This is a genomic window from Pseudomonas sp. BMW13 (genome assembly GCF_013357275.1).
Lineage (GTDB): Bacteria > Pseudomonadota > Gammaproteobacteria > Pseudomonadales > Pseudomonadaceae > Aquipseudomonas > Aquipseudomonas khazarica.
Window position 1 is genome coordinate 122,974 of sequence record NZ_SUKD01000010.1, and the last position, 20,798, is coordinate 143,771.

Genomic DNA, 20,798 nt, shown 5'->3' on the forward strand with positions numbered 1-20,798 from the left:
GTCGCCTTCATGAGCCATCCCGCCCCACATGCCGTTGCCCGTCTGCGTGCAGAACGCCTGGCACGCAGCCTGAAACCTTTCGTCGCGCGCGGTTCCCGTGCCGAGCGTTGCCCGCATTGCCGTGTGCAGCCGGACTACTGCCTGTGCGCCTGGCGTCCGCAGGTGCAGGCGAATGCCGCCATGTGCCTGGTGATGCATGACATCGAGGCGCTCAAACCGAGCAACACGGGCTGGCTGATCGCCGACGTGGTGCCCGAAACCCATGCCTTCGGCTGGACGCGCACGGCAGTGGACCCGGCGCTGCTCGCGCTGCTCGCCGACCCGCAATGGCAGCCTTACCTGGTCTTCCCCGGCGAGTACGTGGCGCCGCAGCGTGTGGTGGAGGAGGTGCAGCTGACGCCCGGCAAGCGGCCGTTGTTCGTGCTGCTCGATGCCACCTGGACCGAAGCCCGCAAGATGTTCCGCAAGAGCCCCTACCTGGACGCGTTGCCGGTGCTCAGCCTGACCCCGGCGCAGCTGTCACGCTATCGCCTGCGTCGCTCCACGCGCGGCGAGCACCTGTGCACCGCCGAAGTGGCGGCCATGTGCCTGGAGCTGGCAGGCGACTCGCGCGCGGGCGAGGCCCTGGACGATTACCTGGATGCCTTCAGTCAGCACTACCTGGCGGCCAAGCGGCGCTTGCCGCTCGACCTCAACGACGCGTTGCATCAGCGCCTGCAGGGCTATCGCTGAGCGCGGCCGGCAGCGGCTTCGGCCACAACTGGGCCAGCAGCATGCCGCCGAACATCAGGGCACAACCCAGGTAACCGCGTGGCGCCAGCATCTCGCCCAGCAGCAGGGCGCCGGCGATGGCGGCGAACACCGCCTCGAGGGACAGGATGATCGCCGCATGCGAGGCGATCGCATGTTGCTGCGCGACCACCTGCAAGGTGAAGCCCACCGCGACGCCGAACAAACCGCCATAGACGATGGCCGGGGCGGCCGCGAGGATGCCGTCCAGCGTGGCCGTCTCGAACACCAGGGCCAGCAGCAGGCTGATCACCGCGCAGGTGATGAACTGGATCAGCGCCAGGCGCAACGGGTCATGGCGGCTGGCGAAGAAGCCCACCAGCAGCACGTGAATACCCCAGACGAAGGCGCCGGCCAGTTGCAGCCAGTCGCCGGAGGCCACGGTGAAGCCCTCGCCGACGCTGAGCAGGAACATGCCGACCACGGCGAGGCTGGCACCCAGCCAGATACCGGCGCTGCTGCGCTGGCCGATCAGCAGACCGAGAATCGGCACCACGATCACGTAGAGCCCGGTGATGAAGCCGGAGTTGGTCACCGTGGTGAACAGCAGGCCGACCTGCTGCAGGTTGATGCCCAGCGACAGCGCCAGGCCCATGACGATGCCCCCCAGCAGCAGGTTGCGATTCAAGGGGGCGGCGGGGCGCTTCTGGCGGCGTTGCAGCAGCATCAGTACCGGGAGCAGGGCCAGGCAGGCGAGGGCGAAGCGCAGGCCGGTATAAAGGAAGGGGCCGATGTTATCCATGCCCAGTCGCTGGGCGACGAAGGCGCTGCCCCAGATCATCGCGGTAATCAGCATCAACAGGTCGGCGCGCAGGGCTTGGCTTCGCATCGGAGCTTCTCGGCAGGAAAGCTGCGCATCCTGCCGCAAAGCATTGAACTTGACCACCCCGTCACAGCTCGGCATGCTGGGCGCCGCCGTCGGTCCGAGTGGGGAGTCTGTCGTGATGGATGAACAGTCTTGAGCGGGTCGTCAGCCAATAAGCACTGTCATACTCACCTCAGTGCCACTCATAACAAGAGCAGGATCTGCCGATGGCCGCCTATGAAATCCTGATTGCCGATGACCACCCGCTGTTTCGCAGCGCGCTGCAACAAGCACTGACCCTGGGGCTGGGGCCGGATGTGCGCCTGGTGGAGGCTGCCAGCATCGCTGAGCTGGAGGCCTGCCTGGCCGACAAGAGTGATTGGGATCTGGTTCTGCTCGACCTCAATATGCCGGGTGCCTACGGTTTCTCCGGCCTGGTCCTGCTGCGCGGGCAATACCCGCAGATTCCGGTGGTGATGATCTCCGCACAGGAGGAAGCCTCGGTGGTCAACCGCTCCCGCGAGTTCGGTGCCAGCGGTTTCATTCCCAAGTCCAGCCCGCTGGAAACCCTGCAGCTGGCCGTGCGCCAGGTGCTCGACGGCGATACCTGGTGGCCGCCGATGGCCGAGGAGAGCGCCCCGGTTTCCGAGGAGGCCAAGGCCGCCAGTGCCGGGCTCGCCAGCCTGACCCCGCAACAGTTCCGGGTCCTGACCATGGTCTGCGAAGGCCTGCTGAACAAGCAGATCGCCTACGAGCTGAACGTCTCCGAGGCGACGGTCAAGGCGCATGTCACGGCGATCTTCCGCAAGCTCGGCGTGCGCACGCGCACCCAGGCGGCGCTGCTGCTGCAGCAGATGGAGTCGATTCCAGGCTGACGGGCCCCAGGCTCAGACGATGGCCGGCAGCACGATCTGGTCGCTGCGGGCCACCCCGGCGGTCAGTGCGCGGCACTGCTCGAGAAAGTCACGCATGGCGGCCGTCTGATACTTCTGCTTGTGCCAGATGAAATAGAACTGCCGGCGCAGATCGAGCTCGGGTGTTTCCACCGGCATCAGGCTGCCGCGCCGAAAGGCGTCGCGCAGGGCCAGACGTGAGATGCAGCCGATGCCCAGGCCGGACTCCACGGCGCGCTTGATCGCCTCGGTGTGCTCCAGCTCCAGGCGGATATTCAGCTTGCGCGGGTGATGACGCATGGCCTGATCGAAGGTCAGCCGGGTGCCCGAGCCCTGCTCGCGCAGAATCCACGCCTCGCAGGTCAGTTCCTCCAGGCTCGCCGTGCCACGTGCCGCCAGCGGGTGCTGCGGTGCGCAGAACACCACCAGTTCATCCTCGACCCAGGGCTGCACCTCGATATCCGGGTGCTGGCAGTGGCCTTCGATCAGGCCCAGGTCCAGCTCGTAGTGGGCGATCTGCTGTACCACGTGGGCGGTGTTGTGCACCTGCAGTTTCACCCGGCACTCCGGGTGCTGCTGCATGAAGCTGCCGATCAGCAGGGTGGCCAGGTAGTTGCCCACGGTCAGCGTGGCGCCGACGTTGAGCGAGCCGTAGCCGCTCTTGCCGCCCAGCAGGCGTTCGATCTCGCGTGCCTGTTCGAGCAGCGCCACCGCCTGCGGCAGCAGCTGGCGCCCCAGGGCATTGAGCGCCAGGCGCTTGCCGGCGCGGTCGAACAGCTGGCAGTCGGACTGGCGTTCGAGCTCGGTCAGTGAGGTGCTGGTGGCGGACTGCGAGAGCGCCAGTGACTGCGCCGCGCGCGAGACGCTCTCCTGCTGGGCGACCGCGACGAATACCTGGAGTTGTCTGAGAGTAAATCGCATATCGATATAACCGATAACCTATATCTTGATAATCCACTTAACAGATATTGTTGCCGCGAATAAAATGCCGCGCAATCGCGCCGAAGGCGCTGTGCTTCCCGAGGAAAGATCATCATGAGCAATATGAACGTCGAGCGCGTGCTCAGCGTCCACCACTGGAACGATACGCTGTTCAGCTTCAAGTGCACCCGCGATCCGGGCCTGCGCTTCGAAAATGGCCAGTTCGTGATGATCGGCCTGCAGCAGGACAATGGTCGCCCGCTGATGCGTGCCTACTCCATCGCCAGCCCGAACTGGGAAGAGCACCTGGAGTTCTTCAGCATCAAGGTGCCCGACGGTCCGCTGACCTCGCAGCTGCAGCACCTCAAGGAAGGCGACGAGATCATCATCAGCAAGAAGCCTACCGGCACGCTGGTGCTCGATGACCTGAACCCTGGCAAGCACCTGTACCTGCTCAGCACCGGCACTGGCCTGGCGCCGTTCATGAGCGTGATCCAGGACCCGGAAACCTATGAGCGTTTCGAGAAGGTGATCCTGGTGCACGGCGTGCGCTACGTGAACGAAGTGGCGTATCGCGAGTTCATCACCGAGCACCTGCCGCAGAACGAATTCTTCGGCGAGGCCCTGCGTGACAAGCTGATCTATTACCCCACCGTCACCCGCGAGCCGTTCGAGAACCAGGGCCGCCTGACCGACCTGATGCGCAGCGGCAAGCTGTTCGCCGACATCGGCCTGCCGCCGATCAACCCACAGGACGACCGCGCCATGATCTGCGGCAGCCCGAGCATGCTCGACGAGACCGCCGAAGTGCTCGACAGCTTCGGCCTGAAGATCTCCCCGCGCATGCGTGAGCCGGGTGACTACCTGATCGAGCGCGCCTTCGTCGAGAAGTAAGCGCCTCTGGCAAACGAAAAAGCCGCCCATCGGGCGGCTTTTTCGTTGGTGCGCGGCTTACAGGCGCTTGGCGTCGATGATCAGCACCGGCTCGCGGGGGACGTTCTGGTGCATGCCGCGGTTGCCGGTCGGCACCTGGGCGATCTTGTCGACCACCTCCATGCCACGGGTCACCTTGCCGAACACGGCATAGCCGAAGTCACGCGAGCCGTGGTCGAGGAAGGCGTTGTCCTTGTGGTTGATGAAGAACTGGCTGGTGGCCGAGTCGCGTACCTGGGTGCGGGCCATCGCCAGGGTGCCGCGCACGTTGTGCAGGCCGTTGTCGGCCTCGTTCTTGATCGGTGCGTCGGTGTCCTTCTGGCGCAGCTCGGCATCGAAGCCGCCGCCCTGGATCATGAAGCCGGGAATCACACGATGGAACTGGGTGCCGTTGTAGTAGCCGCTGTCCACGTACTTGAGAAAGTTCTGCGTGCTGATCGGCGCCTTGTCGGCGGCCAGTTCCACTTCGATTTCGCCCATGCTGGTGGTCAGCAGTACCTTGGGGTTTTCCGCAGCCAGCAGGCTGGTCGACAGCAGCAGGGCGCCGGCGGCGATAACGAGTTGCTTGAGCATGATGGTCAGTTTTCCTTGTTGGCAGTGGTGTCTGCTTCACCGAGAAAGGCGAGCAGGGCGCTATTGAAGCGTTCAGGTTGATCCAGTGGTGTGGCGTGGCGCGAATTTTCGATCACCAGCAGGCGCGCGTCAGGCATTTCTGCCACGTATTCGCGCTTGCGTTCAACCGGGGTGTAGTCGCGGTCCGCGGTGATGACCAGCGTAGGACAGGTGATGCGTGCGAGGCGTTCCCGCACGCCCCAGCCGATGATCGCGTCGAGACTGGCGAGGTAGGCGCGCTTGTCGTTCTGTGGCCAGCGTTCCTCCACCTTGCGCCGCAGGTCGGCCTGCTCCGGTCTGGGGAACAGCAGCTTGGCGAGGGCCTTGGCGATGCTGTCCAGGCTGAGCAGGCGGGACAGCGTCCAGCGTTTGCCGACCTCCAGCCAGTCCCGTGCACTCCTGGCCTTCACCTCGGGGGCGCTGTTGACGATGGTCAGGCTGCGCAGCAGCTCGGGGCGGTCGACGCCGAGCTGGAAGCCGATCATGCCGCCCATGGAAATGCCCACCAGGTGCACGGCGGGCAGTTGCAGGTGTTCGATCAGCGCGGCCACGTCGTCGGCGAAGTCGGCGATCTTATAGGCCTCGCGCGGCTTGTCCGAGCGGCCATGCCCGCGCACGTCGAGGGCGATGACCCGGTAGTGCGGGCTGAGGGCAGGAATCTGGTACTCCCAGTCGCGCGTACTCGAACCCAGGCCGTGCACCAGCAGCAGCGGCGTACCGTGACCGTAGTCCTCGTAGTGCAGCTGGCAGCCATCGTTGTCGAAGTAGGGCATGGGGCGGCTCTCAGTGGCTGGACTGCGGCGCGGCGAACGGAGCGTCCAGCGGCGCGGCGTCGAAGTTCTTGATCAGTTCGATGAGAATCTGCGTGGCCGGGCCCAGGACCCGGTCCTTGTTGCTGTAGAGAAAGAAGCGAGGCTTGCGCAGGCCGCCCTGGGCCAGCGGCAGGGGCTTGAGCAGACCCTCCTGCAGTTCACGCGCGATCAGGTGGCGCGGCAGCCAGGCAAAGCCCAGGCCGCTGCTGACGAAGGTCCGCGCGGTTGGCAGGCTGCCCACGGTCCAGCGTTGTTCCGCGCCGAGCCAGCCGGCGTCGCGTGGCTGCAGGCGACCGCTGTCGCGGGTCACCACCTGCATCTGGCCCTCGAGGTCCTGGAAGCTCAGTTCCCGTTGCAGGCGATGCAGGGGGTGCTCGGGGTTGGCCACGGCGACGAATTCCACTTCGCCGAGTTCGATGCCCAGGTGGCCGGTGATGTTCAGGGCGCTGATGGCCAGGTCGGCGGTGCCTTCCAGCAGCACTTCCTCGACCCCGGACAGCACTTCCTCGCGCAGGCGTACGCGGCAGCCACGGCTCTGCGGCATGAAGGCGGTCAGCGCGCGGACGATGTTCGCCGTCGGATACGCGGCGTCGACCACCAGGCGCACCTCGGCCTCCCAGCCCTGTTCCATGTGGTGGGCCAGGTCTTCCAGCTGGCTGGCCTGCTTGACCAGCTGCCGCGAGCGGCGCAGCAGGACGTCGCCGGCCTCGGTCAGCACCGCCTTACGCCCGTCGATGCGCAGCAACGGCACGCCGAGCTGCTCCTGCATGCGTGCCACGGTATAGCTCACCGACGATTGCGAGCGATGCAGCACCTCGGCGGCCTGGGCGAAACCGCCCTGGTCGACCACTGCCTGCAAGGTACGCCACTGGTCCAGGGTTACACGGGGAGCTTTCATGACACTGTCCTGTTACCGGCTGTCATCGCCGGCGATCTCGACCTACACTGGCGCTCCGATGATGGAGAGCACCGATGAAAAAAATCTTCTGCCTGTTGTTCGCCCTGCTGCCCCTGGCTGCCCACGCCTATCCGATCGATGTGGAGAAACAGCTGAACGGCGCCGAGGTATCGGCCACTACTCAGGAAATCGATCACAACATGGCAGCGCTGGTGCTCTACAACTACGGCGAGAGTGAAGCAGAATGCAGCGCCGTGTTCCGCAACGGCCCGGAAGCGCCACGTACGCGGCGAGCCGTGCTGACACCGGGGGCCAGCAACAACATGACGGTGAAGTTCAGCCGCAGCGTGATTCGCCTGCGGGTCGACCTGACCTGTGGCCTGAAGTAACCAGAGCCTAGACCCGGCCCATCCATAAATCAACTTTGTCGATATATGTAAGCGGATATTTGCGCTTTTTAATCGAATGTTGTGGACCTAGTCTGTGCTCCATCGATTCCTACCCACCTCGATGGAGCCTCAGGTATGTCCCGTATTCTCGTTATCGAAAGCAGCGCCCGCCAACAAGGCTCGGTCTCCCGTGAGCTGACCCAGCAATTCATCACCAACTGGCAGGCCGCTCACCCGGCCGACCAGATCCAGGTTCGTGACCTGGCCGTCGACCCGGTGCCGCACCTCGACGCCACGCTGCTGGGCGGCTGGATGACGCCGAGCGAGCAGCAGAGCGAGGCGGAGAAGGCCGCCCTGGCGCGCTCCAATCTGCTCACCGACGAAGTGCTGGCAGCCGATGTGCTGGTGCTGGCGGCGCCGATGTACAACTTCGCCATCCCCAGCACCCTGAAAGCCTGGCTGGACCACGTGCTGCGCGCCGGCGTCACCTTCAAGTACACCGAGACCGGCCCGCAGGGCCTGCTGACCGGCAAGCGCGCCTTCGTGCTGACTGCCCGTGGCGGTATCTACGCCGGCAGTGCGCTGGATCACCAGGAGCCCTACCTGCGTCAGGCGCTGGCCTTCATCGGTATCCACGATGTGCAGTTCATCCACGCCGAAGGCCTGAACCTGGGTGCCGAGTTCAGCGAAAAGGGCCTGGCCCAGGCCAGGGCCAAGGTGGCCGAGGTCGCCTGATCCCACTCTCTCCTGAGCGCCCGTCCACGGGCGTGTTGCGCCGGTCGCTTCGCTACGAGGTGGCCGGCTTTTTTGCATGGCCGGCCGGTCGCTGGCCGGCCATGCATTGTCCGCTGCCGGCGAACGCGCTAAGGTCGCCGCCTTCCTTCGGAGGTGGCTGTGCGATATCTGCTGATAGTGACCCTGCTGTGGGCCTTTTCCTTCAGTCTGATCGGCGAGTACCTGGCCGGTCGGGTCGACAGCTATTTCGCGGTGCTGACGCGCATCGTCATCGCCGGCCTGCTGTTCCTGCCGCTGACCCGCTGGCGCGGTCACGCCCCGGCCTTCGTGCGCGGCATGCTGGTGATCGGTGCGCTGCAGTTCGGCATCACCTACGTCTGCCTGTACCTCAGCTTCTCGATGCTGACGGTGCCGGAGGTGCTGCTGTTCACCATCCTCACGCCGTTGCACGTGACGCTGATCGAGGATGCGCTCAACCGCCGCTTCAACCCCTGGGCGCTGCTCGCCGCCCTGGTGGCCGTGCTGGGCGCCGGGATCATCCGCTATGACGGGATCAGCAGCAGCTTCCTGCTGGGCTTCCTGCTGCTGCAGGTGGCCAACTTCACCTTCGCCGCCGGCCAGGTGCTGTACAAGCACCTGCTGCTGAAGTTTCCCTCGAGCGAGCCGCAGTACCGGCGTTTCGGCTTCTTCTACCTCGGCGCCTTGCTGATCGCGTTGCCGGCCTTCCTGCTGCTGGGCAATGGCGAGCGGCTGCCGAGCAGCGCCTTGCAATGGGGCGTGCTCGGCTGGCTCGGCGTGGTCGCCTCCGGCCTGGGTCTGTACTGGTGGAACAAGGGCGCCAGCCTGGTCGACGGCGGCACCCTGGCGGTGATGAACAACGCCCTGGTGCCGGCCGGCCTGCTGGTCAACCTGCTGATCTGGAACCATGACGCCGATCTGCTGCGCCTGGCCATCGGTGGCGCGGTCATCGCCCTGTCACTGCCGGTGGCGGGTCTGGGGCGCAAGCCCGCGAGGATTGGCTGATGCAGCTTTCCGGGCGCGGTGTGGCGCTGTCCGTCGGCGCCTCGGTGCTGTTCTCCGTGCTGCCCGGCTACGTGCAATGGCTGACGCCGCTGGACGGCATACAGGTGTTCGCGCAGCGCGTGCTCTGGTCCATTCCGCTGGTGTTGCTGCTGGTGCTGCTGGCCCGGCAGACCGCGCTGCTGCGCGAGACGTTCGTGCGTCTGCGCCGCGAGCCGCTGCTGCTCGCTGCCTGCCCCGTGGCGGCGGCCCTAATCGGCGTGCAGTGGGGGCTGTTCGTCTGGGCGCCGTTGGCGGGGCACATGCTGGAAGTGTCCATGGGCTACTTCCTGCTGCCGCTTGCCCTGGTGCTGACCGGGCGGGTGTTCTACGGCGAGCGCCTGCGCCCGTTGCAGCGACTGGCGGTGACCTGCGCCGTGCTTGGCGTGCTGCATGAGCTCTGGCGCACCCAGGCGTTTTCCTGGCTGACGCTGGTGACTGCGCTCGGCTACCCGCCCTACATGATGTTGCGCCGCTGGATGCGTTTCGATGCGCTGTCCGGCTTCGTGCTCGAGATGTTGCTGCTGGCGCCGCTGGCGATCTGGCTGATCGTCGCCCATGGCCCCGTGGATGCCTTTGCCAATCGGCCTGCGCTGTGGTTGCTGGTACCGGGCATGGCGCTGATCGGCACCCTGGCCTTCGCCGCGATGATGGCGGCGAGCCGGCTGTTGCCGCTGGGGCTGTTCGGCATTCTCAGCTATGTCGAGCCGGTGCTGCTGTTCGCCGTTGCACTGCTGGTGCTGGGCGAGACCTTCGATGCCGGGCAATGGCTGACCTACCTGCCGATCTGGGCAGCCGTATTGCTGGTCGGTTGGGACAGCGCGCGTCTGCTGCGCAAAACGCCAGCCTGAGGTGATCAGGCCGCGTTGATGCGCGAGGGCGATTGCTGCGAGGCGGGGTTCTGCACCTTGTAGTGCACCTGCAGGGTGCCGCTGTTGAAGCGGCGCTGGTCGCTGAGCGTGAGGCTGCGCTCCATGCCCGTCGCCAGCAGCGGGATGCCGGCGCCGAGGAGGTGGGGCACCAGGTTGATCACCACTTCGTCGATCAGCCCGGCGGTGTAGCAACTGCCCGCCAGCAGGCTGCCACCGACCAGCCAGACACGCTGGAAGCCGGCTTCCCCCAGGGCGGCGACCGCCTGAGCGGGAGTGCAGTGGGTCAGTTGCACCTCGTCCGAGGCGCGCGGCAGGGGCAGGCGGGTGAGCACCACGCAGGGCTTGCCGGGGTAGGGCCAGGCGCCGCCGCGCTTGAGCAGCGCCTCATAGGTGCCGCGGCCCATCAGCAACGCATCGATGCCGGAGTAGAAGTACTGGAAGCTGTACTCCTCATCGGCCTGGCGCAGCGAAGCGAACCAGTCGATGTGGCCATCGGGGCGGGCGATGTAGCCGTCCAGGCTGGAGGTGACGTGATAGATCAGTGACGGGCTCATGGGGCGTTCTCGGCTGGCCATCTGACGATTTGAGCGATGCCGTGGAGACAAGTTCGTCAGTGGCCATACCGCTTGTCGGCAGACCGTCGGAAGACCACTCAGTCCAGCACGTTACGCAGGATTTCGTAGACGATGCCCGTCGCGACCGCCACCAGCACCACGTCGGTACCGATCTGCTTCCATTCGTAGCCATCGTAGTGCGGCAGGCGCGCGTTCAGGCGGCTGTCGAAGTTCTTGGCGATGCCCGGCGGCAGCGGCTTGCCGCGAGCCAGGTTCTTGGCGATGCCGGGTGGCAGGGAAGAGGTCGGGCCGATCAACTGGCGGTTGTCGCCGAGGACGATACGCACCCGGCCGATATCGACGCTCGGGCCGCGCAGGTCGATCCGCACGTCTTCCTGCTGACCCTGCTGGCCTTGGTGACCCTGCTTGCCCTTGCCCGGTGGCGGGCTGGCGAGGACCGGGGAGGCCGCCAGCAGCGCGCAGAGGCTCAAGGCTAACGCTGAGTGAGGCTTCATGAACATGAGAGAGACTCCTCTGGAGTGATATCAATCTGACTCCCGGCGGGTGCGCTCGGTTCCACCCGCCGGTAGGAAAGCGTAGCGGCGAACGCATCGACTATCGTTGGCCGAGTGCAAAGAAATTCGGCCCGGACGCCGGAAACCGTTAGGCTATGCACCGTTTTGTCGATTTCTCGAGGTAGTGCCCCCGTGTTTGCCCAATTCGCCCTGCATGAACGCCTGCTGAAAGCCGTGGCCGAGCTTAAATTCGTCGAGCCGACGCCGGTACAGGCCGCAGCGATTCCTCCTGCGCTGGAGGGCAAGGACCTGCGAGTGATCGCCCAGACCGGCAGCGGCAAGACCGCCGCTTTCGTCCTGCCACTGCTCAACCGCCTGCTCGGCGATGGCAACTCCAAGCAGCGCCTGAGCATTCGCGCGCTGATCCTGCTGCCGACCCGCGAGCTGGCGCAGCAGACGCTCAAGGAAGTTGAGCGCTTCGCCCAGTTCACCTTCCTCAAGGCCGGACTGGTTACCGGCGGCGAGGACTTCAAGGTGCAGGCCGCACTGATGCGCAAGATCGACATCCTCATCGGCACGCCTGGCCGTCTGATCGAACATGCCAATGCCGGCAACCTGCCGCTGGATGAGGTCGAGGTGCTGGTGTTCGATGAAGCCGACCGCATGCTCGACATGGGCTTCGCCGAGGACGCCCAGCGTCTGGCCGAGTCCTGCGGGCCGCACCAGACCCTGCTGTTCTCCGCCACCACCGGTGGCAACGGGCTGCGGGAAATGGTCGCCAAGGTGCTCAAGCAGCCGCAGCACCTGATGCTCAACAGCGTCAGCCAGCTCAACGAAGGCACCCGTCAGCAGATCATCACCGCCGACCACAACTACCACAAGGAGCAGCTCGTCGACTGGCTGCTGGCCAACGAGACCTATGACAAGGCCATCGTCTTCACCAATACCCGGGTGCAGGCCGATCGCCTCTACGGCAAGCTGGTGGCGGCCGGGATCAAGGCCTTCGTGCTGCATGGCGAGAAGGACCAGAAGGACCGCAAGCTGGCCATCGAGCGCCTGCGCCAGGGCGCGGTCAAGGTCCTGGTCGCCACCGACGTGGCGGCACGCGGTCTGGACGTCGATGGCCTGGACCTGGTGATCAACTTCGACATGCCGCGTTCCGGTGACGAGTACGTGCACCGCATCGGCCGCACCGGCCGTGCCGGTGGCGAGGGCCTGGCGGTGTCGCTGATCTGCCACAACGACTGGAACCTGATGTCGAGCATCGAACGCTACCTCAAGCAGCGTTTCGAGCGCCGCACCGTCAAGGAACTCAAGGGCGTCTACCAGGGGCCGAAGAACCTCAAGGCCTCGGGCAAGGCCGCCGGCAGCAAGAAGAAAAAGGCCGAGAAGAGAGAGCCGAAGAAAGCTGCCGCGCCCAAGCGCAAGAGCGGCCCGCGCCCGGCCGGCAAACCCTCCGCGCTGGTCAGCGCCGACGGCAGCGCACCGCTCAAGCGCAAGAAGCCGGCCGCCGAGTGATTCCGTAGGGGGGACGACGCTTCACCCGTCCACCGCGCTGTGAACGCAGTGGTGGATGAAAAGAGCGTCATCCACCCCCTGCGGCCTGTCCTCGTGTTTATTCGACGCCGACGAAACCGCCGGTCTGATGCTGCCACAGGCGCGCATACAGGCCGCCATGGGCGATCAGCTCGGCGTGGCTGCCGGTTTCGATGACCTGTCCTTTGTCGATCACCACCAGGCGGTCCATGCGCGCGATGGTCGACAGGCGGTGGGCGATGGCGATCACTGTCTTGCCCTGCATCAGGCTGTCCAGGCTTTCCTGGATGGCCGCCTCCACTTCCGAATCGAGCGCCGAGGTGGCTTCGTCCAGCACCAGGATCGGTGCGTCCTTGAGCAGCACGCGGGCAATGGCGATGCGCTGGCGCTGGCCGCCCGAGAGCTTGACGCCGCGCTCGCCCACCTGGGCGTCCATGCCGCGCCCGCCCTGGCTGTCGTCGAGCGTCGGGATGAAGCTGTCGGCGCGCGCCTTGCGTACTGCCTCCCAGAGCTCGTCGTCACTGGCATCGGGCTTGCCGTAGCGCAGGTTGTCGCGGATCGAGCGGTGCAGCAGGGAGGTGTCCTGGGTCACGACGCCGATATGCGCGCGCAGGCTTTCCTGGGTCACCGTGCCGATGTCCTGGCCGTCGATCAGGATGCGTCCGCTCTCCAGGTCGTAGAGGCGCAGCAGCAGATTGACCAGAGTCGACTTGCCGGCCCCCGACGGGCCGACCAGGCCGATCTTCTCGCCGGGGCGGATGTCGATGTCCAGGCCGCTGATCACCCCGCCGCGCTTGCCGTAGTGAAAGTGGATGTCCTCGAAGCGCACACCGCCGTGCGGCACCTGAATCGGCGTGGCATCCTCGCGGTCGGCGACCTGGCGCGGCTGGACGATGGTCTGCATGCCGTCCTGCACGGTGTCGACGTTCTCGAAGATGCCGTTGACCACCCACATGATCCATTCGGCCATGTTGTTGATGCGGATCACCAGGCCGAGCGCCAGGGCGATGGCGCCTGTGCTGATCAGCGCCTGGCTCCACAGCCACAGCGCCAGAGCGCCGGTGCCGACGATCAGCACGCCATTGAGGCAGGTGATGAGAAAGTCCAGGGCGGTGATGGTGCGCGACTGCAGGCGGAACTTGTCGAGCAGGTCCTGCATGGCTTCGCGTGCGTAGCTTTCCTCTTCCTGCGAGTGGGCGAACAGTTTGAGCGTGGCGATATTGCTGTAGCCATCGACCACGCGGCCCATCACCTTGGAGCGCGCGGCCGAGGCGGCGGCCGAGCGCGCCTTGATGCGCGGTACGAAGTACCACAGCGCGGCGCTGTAGCCGACGATCCACAGGGCCAGCGGCAGCACCAGGCGCAGGTCGGCGGCGGCGAACAGGTACAGCGCGCTGCCGGCGTAGACCACCACGTGCCACAGCGCGTCGATCACCTGCATGGCCGAGTCGCGCAGCGACGGGCCGGTCTGCATCACGCGCTGGGCGACGCGACCGGCGAAGTCGTTCTGGAAGAAGCTCAGGCTCTGCTTGAGTACGTAGCGGTGGTTCTGCCAGCGGATCAGGTTGGTCAGCCCGGGGTTGACCGCCTGGTGTGTGAGCAGGTTGTGCAGGCCGAACACCAGGGGGCGGATGACCAGCGCCACCAGCAGCATCCACAGCAGTGCGTCGCGGTGTTCGGCGAAGAAGCTGCCGGCATCCGTGCTGGCCTGCGCCATGTCGATCAGCTGGCCGAGGAAGCTGAACAGCGCCACCTCGATCACGGCGGCGAAGAAGCCCACGATCAGCACCGCGACCATCAGCGGCCACACCTGTTTCAGGTAGTGGCCGTAGAAGCGCAGCATGCCCGGCGGTGGCGCGATGTCCGGGCTGGGTTTGAAGACGTCGATCAACGACTCGAAGCGGCGAAACAACATTGCAGGCATCCTGCCTCGACATGGAGGGACGCCGATAGTACGCCCTTAGTGCGAGCGAGTCTCAGTCAAAAGTGGTTTCTGCAGTTCGCTGGCCCAGGCCAGCAGCGGCACGTCCAACTCGGGCTGCCAGATGCGCTTGAGCAACAGGTTCAGGTGCTCGATCTCCCCGCGTTCGAAGGGCAGGCGTGCGATGTGTTCCTGTAGCTGCCAGCGACCGTCGCGCAGGTGGGCGAAATCGAAGCGGAACGGATGGAACCCGGTCATGCCCAGGCGCAGGTCGGTGACGATCAGGTGATCGCCGACCTGGTCATAGCGCAGCACGCCACCGGTGAACCAGTCCAGGCGCTCGTGCATGGCCGAGCCCGCGAGCTGTTCGCGCAGGTGCGTACCGCGTGGCAGGCGCTGCAGGTGCGGCGTGTCGTCGTCGAGCCAGCCGACCAGGGCCTCGTGGTAGTCCTCGCCGTCGAGCACGATCACCCGCCAGAGGAGGGTGTTGAACGGCGTCGGGGTGACGAACAGGCGTTCTGCCTGGATGCCCTGGCGCGCCAGTTCCTGCTCCACGCGCTGTTCGGCCATGAACTTGCCGGCCAGGCTGAAACCGATGTACAGCGTCGACAGGGCCAGGGCGACGGCGGGCACGCGCCAGCTCTGCTCGCGTAGCCCGCTGAACAGGCTGATGACCACGGCGGCGATCAGCGGCACGGTATACAGCGGGTCGATGATGAACAGGCTGGACCAGGCCGTGGGTGTCGGCGTCAGCGGCCAGAACAGCTGCGTGCCGTAGCTGGTGAAGGCATCCAGCAGTGGGTGAGTGACGAGCACCAGCCACAGGGTCAGCAGCAGGCGCTGGGCCGAGTAGCCGGGATGAGGCCGAAAGCGCCTGGCCAGCCAGGTCAGCAGCAGGGCGAAGCCGCTGAGCACGAACAGCGAGTGGCTGAAACCTCGGTGGTAGGTCATGTTGGCCACCGCGTCGCCGTACTCCATGATCACGTCCAGATCGGGTACGGTGGCGAGCATGGCGCCGTAGAGCAGAGCCTTGCGTCCCTGCCAGCGGCCGAGCAGTGCGCCCTGGATGCTGGCGCCGAGTACCGCCTGGGTTATGGAGTCCATCGTGTGCTTCCGCAAGAGTAGAGGCCGCTACGTTAGCCGAGGTGCTGCCGGCGTGGCGTGGGGAAATTTCAAGCAAAGATTACAGACCGCAGAGGTATCCTGATGCGCATGTTCATCCAGAAACCCTGCTCATGCTGATTCTGTCCAACAGCGTCCACCTCCCGCTCGATGAAATCGAGCTGACCGCCATTCGCGCCCAGGGCGCCGGCGGGCAGAACGTCAACAAGGTGTCCAGTGCCGTGCACCTGCGCTTCGACAGTCAGGCTTCGTCGCTGCCGCCGTTCTACAAGGAACGCCTGCTGGGGCTTGCCGACAGCCGCGTCACCGCAGACGGCGTGGTGGTCATCAAGGCGCAGCAGTACCGCACCCAGGAGCAGAACCGCGCCGATGCGCTGGAGCGACTGCTCGAACTCATCCGCAGTGCGGTCAAGGTGGACAAGAAGCGCCGCCCGACCAAGCCGACGCTGGGTTCGAAGAAGCGCCGCCTCGATGGCAAGAGCAAGCGTGGGGCGATCAAGGCGGGGCGCGGCAAGGTGGATTTCTAGCGCGTTGCTCAGCGGCGTCCGGCCAGGTAGGTCTGGTAGTCGGGAATGCGGTAGCTGTGCTCGCGCTCCATCAGGCTGCTGCTGAGCAGGTAGTCGGCGCTGCTTTCGTTGCACGCAACCGGAATGTTCCACACCGCAGCGACGCGCAACAAGGCCTTGATGTCGGGGTCGTGCGGCTGCGGTTCGAACGGGTCCCAGAAGAACACCAGCATGTCCACGCGCTGCTCGGCGATGCGTGCGCCGATCTGCTGGTCACCGCCCAGCGGGCCGCTGATCATGCTTTCCACCGGCAGCTCCAGGCGCTGGCCCAGCAGCAGGCCCGTGGTGCCGGTCGCCAGCAGCTGGTGCTGGCGCAGCCGCTCGCGCTGGCGCTCGCACCAGTCGAGAAGGAAGCTCTTGCAGTGGTCGTGGGCGACCAGGGCGATGCGCTTGCGAGCGGGCAAGGTCGCCTGGGTGAAGCTGATGCGGCTCATCGGACCTCCTCTTTCAGTTCATGCGCGCCAGGAGCAGGCAGTTGTCCAGCATGCGGTTGGAGAAGCCCCACTCGTTGTCATACCAGGCCATGACCTTGAGCAGCCGGCCGCTGACCTTGGTGTGGTTGGCATCGAAGATCGACGACAGCGGATTGTGGTTGAAGTCGCAGGACACCAGCGGCAGCGCGTTGTAGCCGAGCACCGGCGAGCGTTCGCTGGCCGCCTTGAGCAGGGCGTTGACCTCGGTCGCGTCGGTGTCGCGTTTGACCTGCAGGGTCAGGTCGACCAGCGAGACGTTGATCACCGGCACCCGCACCGCCATGCCGGTGAGCTTGCCCGCCAGCTCCGGCAGGACCAGGCCGACGGCCTCGGCGGCGCCGGTCTTGGTCGGGATCATCGACTGGGTGGCCGAGCGTGCGCGATAGGGGTCGCTGTGATAGACGTCGGAAAGGTTCTGGTCGTTGGTGTAGGCGTGAATGGTGGTCATCAGGCCCTGTTCGATGCCCAACTCGCGTTGCAGCACCTGAGCCACGGGCGCCAGGCAGTTGGTGGTGCAGGAGGCGTTGGAGATGATCTGCATGGCCGGCGTCAGGACCTCGTCGTTGACCCCGTAGACCAGCGTCGCGTCGGCCCCTTTGGCCGGGGCCGAGATCAGCACCTTGCGCGCACCCGCTGCCAGGTGTGCGGCGGCCTTGTCGCGTTCGGTGAACAGCCCGGTGCATTCGAGCACCACGTCGACCTGGTGTGCCCGCCACGGCAGGTCGGCGGGGTTGCGGATGGCGCTGACGGCGATGCGGTCACCCTTGATCCACAGGCTTTCGCCATCGACCCGCACCTCCTCGGGAAAATGCCCGTGTACGCTGTCATAGTGCAGCAGGTGGGCGTTGATCGCGCTGTCACCCAGGTCGTTGATCGCCACGACCTGCAGCTGCTGGCGGTAGTTCTGGGTATAGAGTGCTCGCAGCACGTTGCGACCGATGCGGCCAAAACCATTGATGGCGATTCGTAGCGTCATGGTGAAGGTCTCGTAATTTTGTTGTTAGAATTACAAGATTATTCCCGTTGGCGTGGAAATCAAGCCCAATGAGTGGCAGAATTTTGTTGTAAATATAAATATGCGCTAGCTGTTAACCTGGAGATTCCTCATGCATCCCCGTGTTGTCGAAGTGACCGACCGTCTTATCCAGCGCAGCCGAGCCACGCGCCAGCGCTACCTCGAGATGATTCGCACGGCGGCCAGCGAAGGGCCGCAGCGCGGCAAGCTGCAGTGCGCCAACTTCGCCCATGGTGTTGCCGGTTGCAGCGGGCACGACAAGCAGACGTTGCGGCTGATGGATGCGGCCAACGTCGCCATCGTGTCCGCCTACAACGACATGCTGTCGGCGCATCAGCCGTATGAGCGGTTCCCCGAGCAGATCAAGCAGGCCCTGCGCGAGCTGGGTTCGGTCGGGCAGTTCGCCGGTGGCGTGCCGGCCATGTGCGACGGCGTCACGCAGGGCGAGCCGGGCATGGAACTGGGTATCGCCAGTCGTGAAGTGATCGCCATGGCCAGCGCGGTGGCGCTGTCGCACAACATGTTTGATGCCGCGCTGTACCTGGGGGTCTGCGACAAGATCGTTCCGGGCCTGCTGATGGGCGCGCTGCGCTTCGGTCACCTGCCGTCGCTGTTCGTCCCGGCAGGGCCGATGACCTCGGGCCTGTCCAACAAGGAAAAGGCTGATGTGCGGCAGCGCTACGCCGAGGGCAAGGCGAGCCGCGACGAGCTGCTCGCGGCGGAGATGGCGGCCTACCACGGGCCGGGCACCTGCACCTTCTACGGCACCGCCAACACCAACCAGTTGCTGATGGAAGTGATGGGACTGCATCTGCCGGGCGCCTCCTTCATCAATCCGGGCACGCCGCTGCGCGATGCCCTGACCCGCGAGGCCGCGCAGCAGGTCACGCGCCTGACCCGGCAGAGCGGCCAGTTCATGCCCATCGGCGAGATCGTCGACGAGCGCTGCCTGGTCAACTCCATCGTTGCCCTGCACGCGACGGGCGGCTCGACCAATCACACCCTGCACATGCCGGCCATCGCCCGTGCCGCCGGGATCCTGCTGACCTGGCAGGACATGGCCGACCTGTCCGAGGTGGTGCCGACCCTGGCGCACGTCTACCCCAACGGCAAGGCCGACATCAATCACTTCCAGGCTGCCGGTGGCATGGCCTTCCTCATCCGTGAACTGCTGGATGCCGGCCTGCTGCATGAAGAGGTCAATACCGTGGCCGGGCGCGGCTTGTCGCGTTACACCCGCGAGCCCTTCCTCGAAGCCGGCAAGCTGGTATGGCGTGACGGGCCGAGTGCGAGCCTCGAGGAAAGCGTGTTGCGTCCGGTGGCCCGGCCCTTCTCGGCCGAGGGTGGCCTGCGCCTGATGCAGGGCAACCTGGGGCGTGGGGTGATGAAGGTGTCTGCGGTGGCGCCGGAGCACCAGGTGGTCGAAGCGCCGGCGCTGGTCTTCGAGGACCAGCTGGAGCTGGTGGAAGCCTTCAAGGCCGGCAGGCTGGAGCGCGATTTCGTTGCCGTGGTGCGCTTTCAGGGACCGCGCAGCAACGGCATGCCGGAGCTGCACAAGATGACGCCTTACCTCGGTGTGCTGCAGGACCGGGGCTTCAAGGTGGCGCTGGTGACGGACGGGCGCATGTCCGGCGCCTCCGGCAAGATCCCGGCGGCCATTCATGTGTGTCCGGAAGCGTTCGACGGCGGGCCGCTGGCGCGGGTGCGCGATGGCGACGTGCTGCGTGTCGATGGTCGCAGCGGTGAATTGCTCCTGAAAGTCGCAGACGCCGAGCTGGCTTCCCGTGAACTGGCGGCCAGGCCGGCGCCGGCCAGTGGCTGCGGGCGCGAGCTGTTCGCCTTCATGCGTCACAACTTCAGCACGGCGGAGCAGGGCGCCAGCGCCTTCACCGAGAGCCTCGAATCCTTGACCTGAACAGGGGCGGTGGGCAACGCGAAGCGTGTCCACCGCCTGTCCGGGTGGTGGATGAAAGACGCGTCATCCACCCGGCGTGTTATCAGATGCCTTGCGGAATCTCTTCGCCGCCCAGTGCGGTGAACAGCTCCGGGAGGAACTCCACCAGGGTCATCATCATCAGCACGAAGCTGGCATCCTGCTGGGCCAGGGCGTCATCGCCACCGTCCTGCTCGGCCTGCTCCTGCAGGACGTCCTCGAAGCGCAGGCGCTTGATGGTCAGCTTGTCGTCGAGCACGAACGACAGCTTGTCCTGCCAGGCCAGCGACAGCTGGGTGACCTGCTTGCCGGTGGACAGGTGCAGCTGGATTTCCTCGCTGGTCAGGTCCTGGCGCTTGCAGCGCACCACGCCACCGTCTTCGTGGGTGTCGCGCAGCTCGCACTCGTCGAGCACGAAGAAGCCCTCGGCGGCACTCTGGTTCTTCAGCCAGTCGGTCAGGGTAGCGGTCGGTGCGATCTTCACCGACAGCGGACGTACCGGCAGCGAGCCGATGGCCTCGCGCAGGGTGGAGAGCAGGTCCTCGGCTTTCTTGGCGCTGGCGCTGTCGACCAGGATCAGGCCCTGCTTCGGCGCGATGGCCGCGAAGGTGCCGGACTTGCGGATGAAGGCGCGAGGCAGGAAGGCCTGGACGATCTCGTCTTTGATCTGATCGCGCTCCTTCTTGTACACCTTGCGCATCTGGGTGTTCTCGATCTCGTCGACCTTCTCCTTCAGCGCGTCACGCACCACCGAGCCCGGCAGGATGCGCTCTTCCTTGCGCGCGCCGATCAGCAGGAAATCACCGCTGACATGCACCAGCGGGGCATCGGCACCCTTGCCGAAGGGTGCGGTGAAGCCGTAGGTGGTCAGCTCCTGGCTGGCGCAGGGACGGGCCTGTTTGCCGGACAGTGCGGCTTCCAGCGCGTCGGCGTCGAACGGGATGTCCTGAGTGAGGCGGTAGACCAGCAGGTTACGAAACCACATGAGCAGGTGACTCTCCATTGGTGTTGAGGTCGCGGGGTGGCGCCATCCATGAACCTTTCCCGCATGAGAAAGGAGGCGCACCGCGACAGATGAAGGTGATGGACAGGGATTCGTCCACTCGGCACAGAGCGCGCATTATTCTCCGCTGGCGGGCTCAGGCCAACCCTGACCACGGTGCGTCGAGAAAATTCGCTGGTCTCACCTAAGTTCTTGCTGGGCCGGTAAATTTTTTTGCAAAGAGGGCTTGCCAAGGTGCGGATCGCTCTCTAGAATGCGCCCCACTTCGAGAGCGAATGGGTGGTTAGCTCAGCCGGGAGAGCATCTGCCTTACAAGCAGAGGGTCGGCGGTTCGATCCCGTCACCACCCACCAATCTCGCAGTTACGCGCAGCGGTAGTTCAGTCGGTTAGAATACCGGCCTGTCACGCCGGGGGTCGCGGGTTCGAGTCCCGTCCGCTGCG

At 65.5% G+C, this 20,798-nt stretch carries 22 protein-coding genes and 2 tRNA genes; 12 read left to right on the plus strand and 12 right to left on the minus strand.

Going from position 1 to position 20,798, the window contains the following annotated elements; translation table 11 throughout:
* Positions 1-9: 9 nt before the first annotated feature.
* Positions 10-732 (plus strand): tRNA-uridine aminocarboxypropyltransferase, encoded by a 723-nt coding sequence (locus tag E4487_RS08710; protein ID WP_037047313.1) that lies wholly within the window; start codon positions 10-12, stop codon positions 730-732.
* Here E4487_RS08710 and E4487_RS08715 read toward each other — a convergent pair.
* On the minus strand, positions 692-1,618 hold the full coding sequence (locus E4487_RS08715) for a DMT family transporter (RefSeq protein WP_037047315.1): 927 nt from the start codon (positions 1,616-1,618) through the stop codon (positions 692-694). The genes E4487_RS08710 and E4487_RS08715 overlap by 41 nt on opposite strands.
* A 203-nt stretch (positions 1,619-1,821) precedes the next feature.
* Between E4487_RS08715 and erdR the strand changes: the two genes are divergently transcribed.
* Positions 1,822-2,469 carry a response regulator transcription factor ErdR gene (erdR, locus tag E4487_RS08720; protein WP_037047317.1) on the plus strand — a complete coding sequence of 216 codons (648 nt, stop codon included), beginning with the start codon at positions 1,822-1,824 and terminating at the stop codon, positions 2,467-2,469.
* A gap of 12 nt (positions 2,470-2,481) precedes the next feature.
* Here the strand turns inward: erdR and E4487_RS08725 are convergent, their stop codons facing one another.
* A complete protein-coding gene (locus E4487_RS08725) occupies positions 2,482-3,408 on the minus strand; it encodes a LysR family transcriptional regulator (protein WP_037047319.1) in 927 nt (308 codons plus the stop codon).
* 114 nt (positions 3,409-3,522) lie between these two features.
* Between E4487_RS08725 and fpr the strand changes: the two genes are divergently transcribed.
* Positions 3,523-4,302, plus strand: a complete 780-nt coding sequence (gene fpr / locus E4487_RS08730; protein ID WP_037047321.1) for a ferredoxin-NADP reductase — start codon at positions 3,523-3,525, stop codon at positions 4,300-4,302.
* Positions 4,303-4,359: 57 nt separating this feature from the next.
* On the opposite strand, the gene E4487_RS08735 is transcribed toward fpr, so the two are convergent.
* From E4487_RS08735 to E4487_RS08745, 3 genes are read right to left on the minus strand one after another with little or no spacing between them, the layout of a single operon-like run.
* The gene (locus tag E4487_RS08735) at positions 4,360-4,914 is read right to left on the minus strand and encodes a peptidylprolyl isomerase (protein WP_037047323.1); all 555 of its coding nucleotides are present in this window, start codon (positions 4,912-4,914) and stop codon (positions 4,360-4,362) included.
* Between the two features lie 5 nt (positions 4,915-4,919).
* Positions 4,920-5,726 carry an alpha/beta fold hydrolase gene (locus tag E4487_RS08740; protein WP_175253148.1) on the minus strand — a complete coding sequence of 269 codons (807 nt, stop codon included), beginning with the start codon at positions 5,724-5,726 and terminating at the stop codon, positions 4,920-4,922.
* A 10-nt stretch (positions 5,727-5,736) separates the two neighbouring features.
* Positions 5,737-6,663, minus strand: coding sequence for a LysR family transcriptional regulator (locus E4487_RS08745; protein ID WP_037047327.1), 927 nt, complete (start codon positions 6,661-6,663; stop codon positions 5,737-5,739).
* 74 nt (positions 6,664-6,737) lie between these two features.
* On the opposite strand from E4487_RS08745, the gene E4487_RS08750 reads away from it, so the two are divergent.
* The 4 genes from E4487_RS08750 to rarD all read left to right on the plus strand — a co-directional run bounded on the left by E4487_RS08750 (position 6,738) and on the right by rarD (position 9,697).
* Positions 6,738-7,052: a hypothetical protein gene (locus E4487_RS08750; RefSeq protein ID WP_037047329.1), complete on the plus strand. Its 315-nt coding sequence runs from the start codon at positions 6,738-6,740 to the stop codon at positions 7,050-7,052.
* A gap of 135 nt (positions 7,053-7,187) precedes the next feature.
* On the plus strand, positions 7,188-7,787 hold the full coding sequence (locus tag E4487_RS08755) for an FMN-dependent NADH-azoreductase (RefSeq protein WP_175253149.1): 600 nt from the start codon (positions 7,188-7,190) through the stop codon (positions 7,785-7,787).
* Between the two features lie 159 nt (positions 7,788-7,946).
* Positions 7,947-8,810, plus strand: a complete 864-nt coding sequence (locus E4487_RS08760) for a carboxylate/amino acid/amine transporter (RefSeq protein WP_037047333.1) — start codon at positions 7,947-7,949, stop codon at positions 8,808-8,810.
* Positions 8,810-9,697 (plus strand): EamA family transporter RarD, encoded by an 888-nt coding sequence (rarD, locus tag E4487_RS08765; protein ID WP_037047335.1) that lies wholly within the window; start codon positions 8,810-8,812, stop codon positions 9,695-9,697. The genes E4487_RS08760 and rarD overlap by 1 nt, the downstream gene beginning before the upstream one ends.
* Before the next feature lie 5 nt (positions 9,698-9,702).
* On the opposite strand, the gene E4487_RS08770 is transcribed toward rarD, so the two are convergent.
* Positions 9,703-10,272 carry a dihydrofolate reductase family protein gene (locus E4487_RS08770; protein WP_037047338.1) on the minus strand — a complete coding sequence of 190 codons (570 nt, stop codon included), beginning with the start codon at positions 10,270-10,272 and terminating at the stop codon, positions 9,703-9,705.
* Positions 10,273-10,370: 98 nt separating this feature from the next.
* Complete coding sequence (locus tag E4487_RS08775; protein ID WP_150608595.1) at positions 10,371-10,793, minus strand: anti-virulence regulator CigR family protein; 423 nt, start codon at positions 10,791-10,793, stop codon at positions 10,371-10,373.
* 186 nt (positions 10,794-10,979) lie between these two features.
* Here E4487_RS08775 and E4487_RS08780 point away from each other — a divergent pair, with 186 nt between their 5' ends.
* Positions 10,980-12,305, plus strand: coding sequence for a DEAD/DEAH box helicase (locus tag E4487_RS08780; protein ID WP_175253150.1), 1,326 nt, complete (start codon positions 10,980-10,982; stop codon positions 12,303-12,305).
* Positions 12,306-12,402: 97 nt separating this feature from the next.
* On the opposite strand, the gene E4487_RS08785 is transcribed toward E4487_RS08780, so the two are convergent.
* Both E4487_RS08785 and E4487_RS08790 read right to left on the minus strand, forming a co-directional pair.
* Entirely contained in the window at positions 12,403-14,238 is a 1,836-nt protein-coding gene (locus tag E4487_RS08785; RefSeq protein ID WP_175253151.1) for an ABC transporter ATP-binding protein, read from the minus strand.
* A 45-nt stretch (positions 14,239-14,283) separates the two neighbouring features.
* Positions 14,284-15,348 carry a metal-dependent hydrolase gene (locus E4487_RS08790; RefSeq protein WP_175253152.1) on the minus strand — a complete coding sequence of 355 codons (1,065 nt, stop codon included), beginning with the start codon at positions 15,346-15,348 and terminating at the stop codon, positions 14,284-14,286.
* Between the two features lie 131 nt (positions 15,349-15,479).
* Between E4487_RS08790 and arfB the strand changes: the two genes are divergently transcribed.
* Entirely contained in the window at positions 15,480-15,893 is a 414-nt protein-coding gene (arfB, locus tag E4487_RS08795) for an alternative ribosome rescue aminoacyl-tRNA hydrolase ArfB (RefSeq protein ID WP_047588097.1), read from the plus strand.
* Positions 15,894-15,901: 8 nt separating this feature from the next.
* On the opposite strand, the gene E4487_RS08800 is transcribed toward arfB, so the two are convergent.
* Positions 15,902-16,366, minus strand: coding sequence for a methylglyoxal synthase (locus E4487_RS08800; protein ID WP_175253153.1), 465 nt, complete (start codon positions 16,364-16,366; stop codon positions 15,902-15,904).
* Positions 16,367-16,379: 13 nt separating this feature from the next.
* Positions 16,380-17,381, minus strand: a complete 1,002-nt coding sequence (gap, locus tag E4487_RS08805; protein ID WP_175253154.1) for a type I glyceraldehyde-3-phosphate dehydrogenase — start codon at positions 17,379-17,381, stop codon at positions 16,380-16,382.
* A gap of 130 nt (positions 17,382-17,511) precedes the next feature.
* Between gap and edd the strand changes: the two genes are divergently transcribed.
* The gene (gene edd, locus E4487_RS08810) at positions 17,512-19,335 is read left to right on the plus strand and encodes a phosphogluconate dehydratase (RefSeq protein WP_175253155.1); all 1,824 of its coding nucleotides are present in this window, start codon (positions 17,512-17,514) and stop codon (positions 19,333-19,335) included.
* Between the two features lie 82 nt (positions 19,336-19,417).
* On the opposite strand, the gene rdgC is transcribed toward edd, so the two are convergent.
* Positions 19,418-20,338 carry a recombination-associated protein RdgC gene (gene rdgC, locus E4487_RS08815; protein ID WP_037047431.1) on the minus strand — a complete coding sequence of 307 codons (921 nt, stop codon included), beginning with the start codon at positions 20,336-20,338 and terminating at the stop codon, positions 19,418-19,420.
* Between the two features lie 295 nt (positions 20,339-20,633).
* On the opposite strand from rdgC, the gene E4487_RS08820 reads away from it, so the two are divergent.
* Both E4487_RS08820 and E4487_RS08825 read left to right on the plus strand, forming a co-directional pair.
* A tRNA-Val gene (locus tag E4487_RS08820) sits at positions 20,634-20,709 on the plus strand.
* Between the two features lie 15 nt (positions 20,710-20,724).
* Positions 20,725-20,798, plus strand: a tRNA-Asp gene (locus tag E4487_RS08825).

What these genes read in the sequence shown, in the direction of transcription:
- rarD (WP_037047335.1), top strand. Translation starts at nt 8,810, where the DNA reads ATGCAGCTTTCCGGGCGCGGTGTGGCGCTGTCCGTCGGCGCCTCGGTG.
- E4487_RS08800 (WP_175253153.1), bottom strand. Translation starts at nt 16,366, where the DNA reads ATGAGCCGCATCAGCTTCACCCAGGCGACCTTGCCCGCTCGCAAGCGC.
- E4487_RS08755 (WP_175253149.1), top strand. Translation starts at nt 7,188, where the DNA reads ATGTCCCGTATTCTCGTTATCGAAAGCAGCGCCCGCCAACAAGGCTCG.
- gap (WP_175253154.1), bottom strand. Translation starts at nt 17,381, where the DNA reads ATGACGCTACGAATCGCCATCAATGGTTTTGGCCGCATCGGTCGCAAC.
- edd (WP_175253155.1), top strand. Translation starts at nt 17,512, where the DNA reads ATGCATCCCCGTGTTGTCGAAGTGACCGACCGTCTTATCCAGCGCAGC.
- E4487_RS08790 (WP_175253152.1), bottom strand. Translation starts at nt 15,348, where the DNA reads ATGGACTCCATAACCCAGGCGGTACTCGGCGCCAGCATCCAGGGCGCA.
- arfB (WP_047588097.1), top strand. Translation starts at nt 15,480, where the DNA reads ATGCTGATTCTGTCCAACAGCGTCCACCTCCCGCTCGATGAAATCGAG.
- E4487_RS08750 (WP_037047329.1), top strand. Translation starts at nt 6,738, where the DNA reads ATGAAAAAAATCTTCTGCCTGTTGTTCGCCCTGCTGCCCCTGGCTGCC.
- E4487_RS08710 (WP_037047313.1), top strand. Translation starts at nt 10, where the DNA reads ATGAGCCATCCCGCCCCACATGCCGTTGCCCGTCTGCGTGCAGAACGC.
- E4487_RS08785 (WP_175253151.1), bottom strand. Translation starts at nt 14,238, where the DNA reads ATGTTGTTTCGCCGCTTCGAGTCGTTGATCGACGTCTTCAAACCCAGC.
- E4487_RS08770 (WP_037047338.1), bottom strand. Translation starts at nt 10,272, where the DNA reads ATGAGCCCGTCACTGATCTATCACGTCACCTCCAGCCTGGACGGCTAC.
- E4487_RS08735 (WP_037047323.1), bottom strand. Translation starts at nt 4,914, where the DNA reads ATGCTCAAGCAACTCGTTATCGCCGCCGGCGCCCTGCTGCTGTCGACC.
- E4487_RS08745 (WP_037047327.1), bottom strand. Translation starts at nt 6,663, where the DNA reads ATGAAAGCTCCCCGTGTAACCCTGGACCAGTGGCGTACCTTGCAGGCA.
- E4487_RS08775 (WP_150608595.1), bottom strand. Translation starts at nt 10,793, where the DNA reads ATGTTCATGAAGCCTCACTCAGCGTTAGCCTTGAGCCTCTGCGCGCTG.
- erdR (WP_037047317.1), top strand. Translation starts at nt 1,822, where the DNA reads ATGGCCGCCTATGAAATCCTGATTGCCGATGACCACCCGCTGTTTCGC.
- E4487_RS08725 (WP_037047319.1), bottom strand. Translation starts at nt 3,408, where the DNA reads ATGCGATTTACTCTCAGACAACTCCAGGTATTCGTCGCGGTCGCCCAG.
- E4487_RS08740 (WP_175253148.1), bottom strand. Translation starts at nt 5,726, where the DNA reads ATGCCCTACTTCGACAACGATGGCTGCCAGCTGCACTACGAGGACTAC.
- fpr (WP_037047321.1), top strand. Translation starts at nt 3,523, where the DNA reads ATGAGCAATATGAACGTCGAGCGCGTGCTCAGCGTCCACCACTGGAAC.
- rdgC (WP_037047431.1), bottom strand. Translation starts at nt 20,338, where the DNA reads ATGTGGTTTCGTAACCTGCTGGTCTACCGCCTCACTCAGGACATCCCG.
- E4487_RS08715 (WP_037047315.1), bottom strand. Translation starts at nt 1,618, where the DNA reads ATGCGAAGCCAAGCCCTGCGCGCCGACCTGTTGATGCTGATTACCGCG.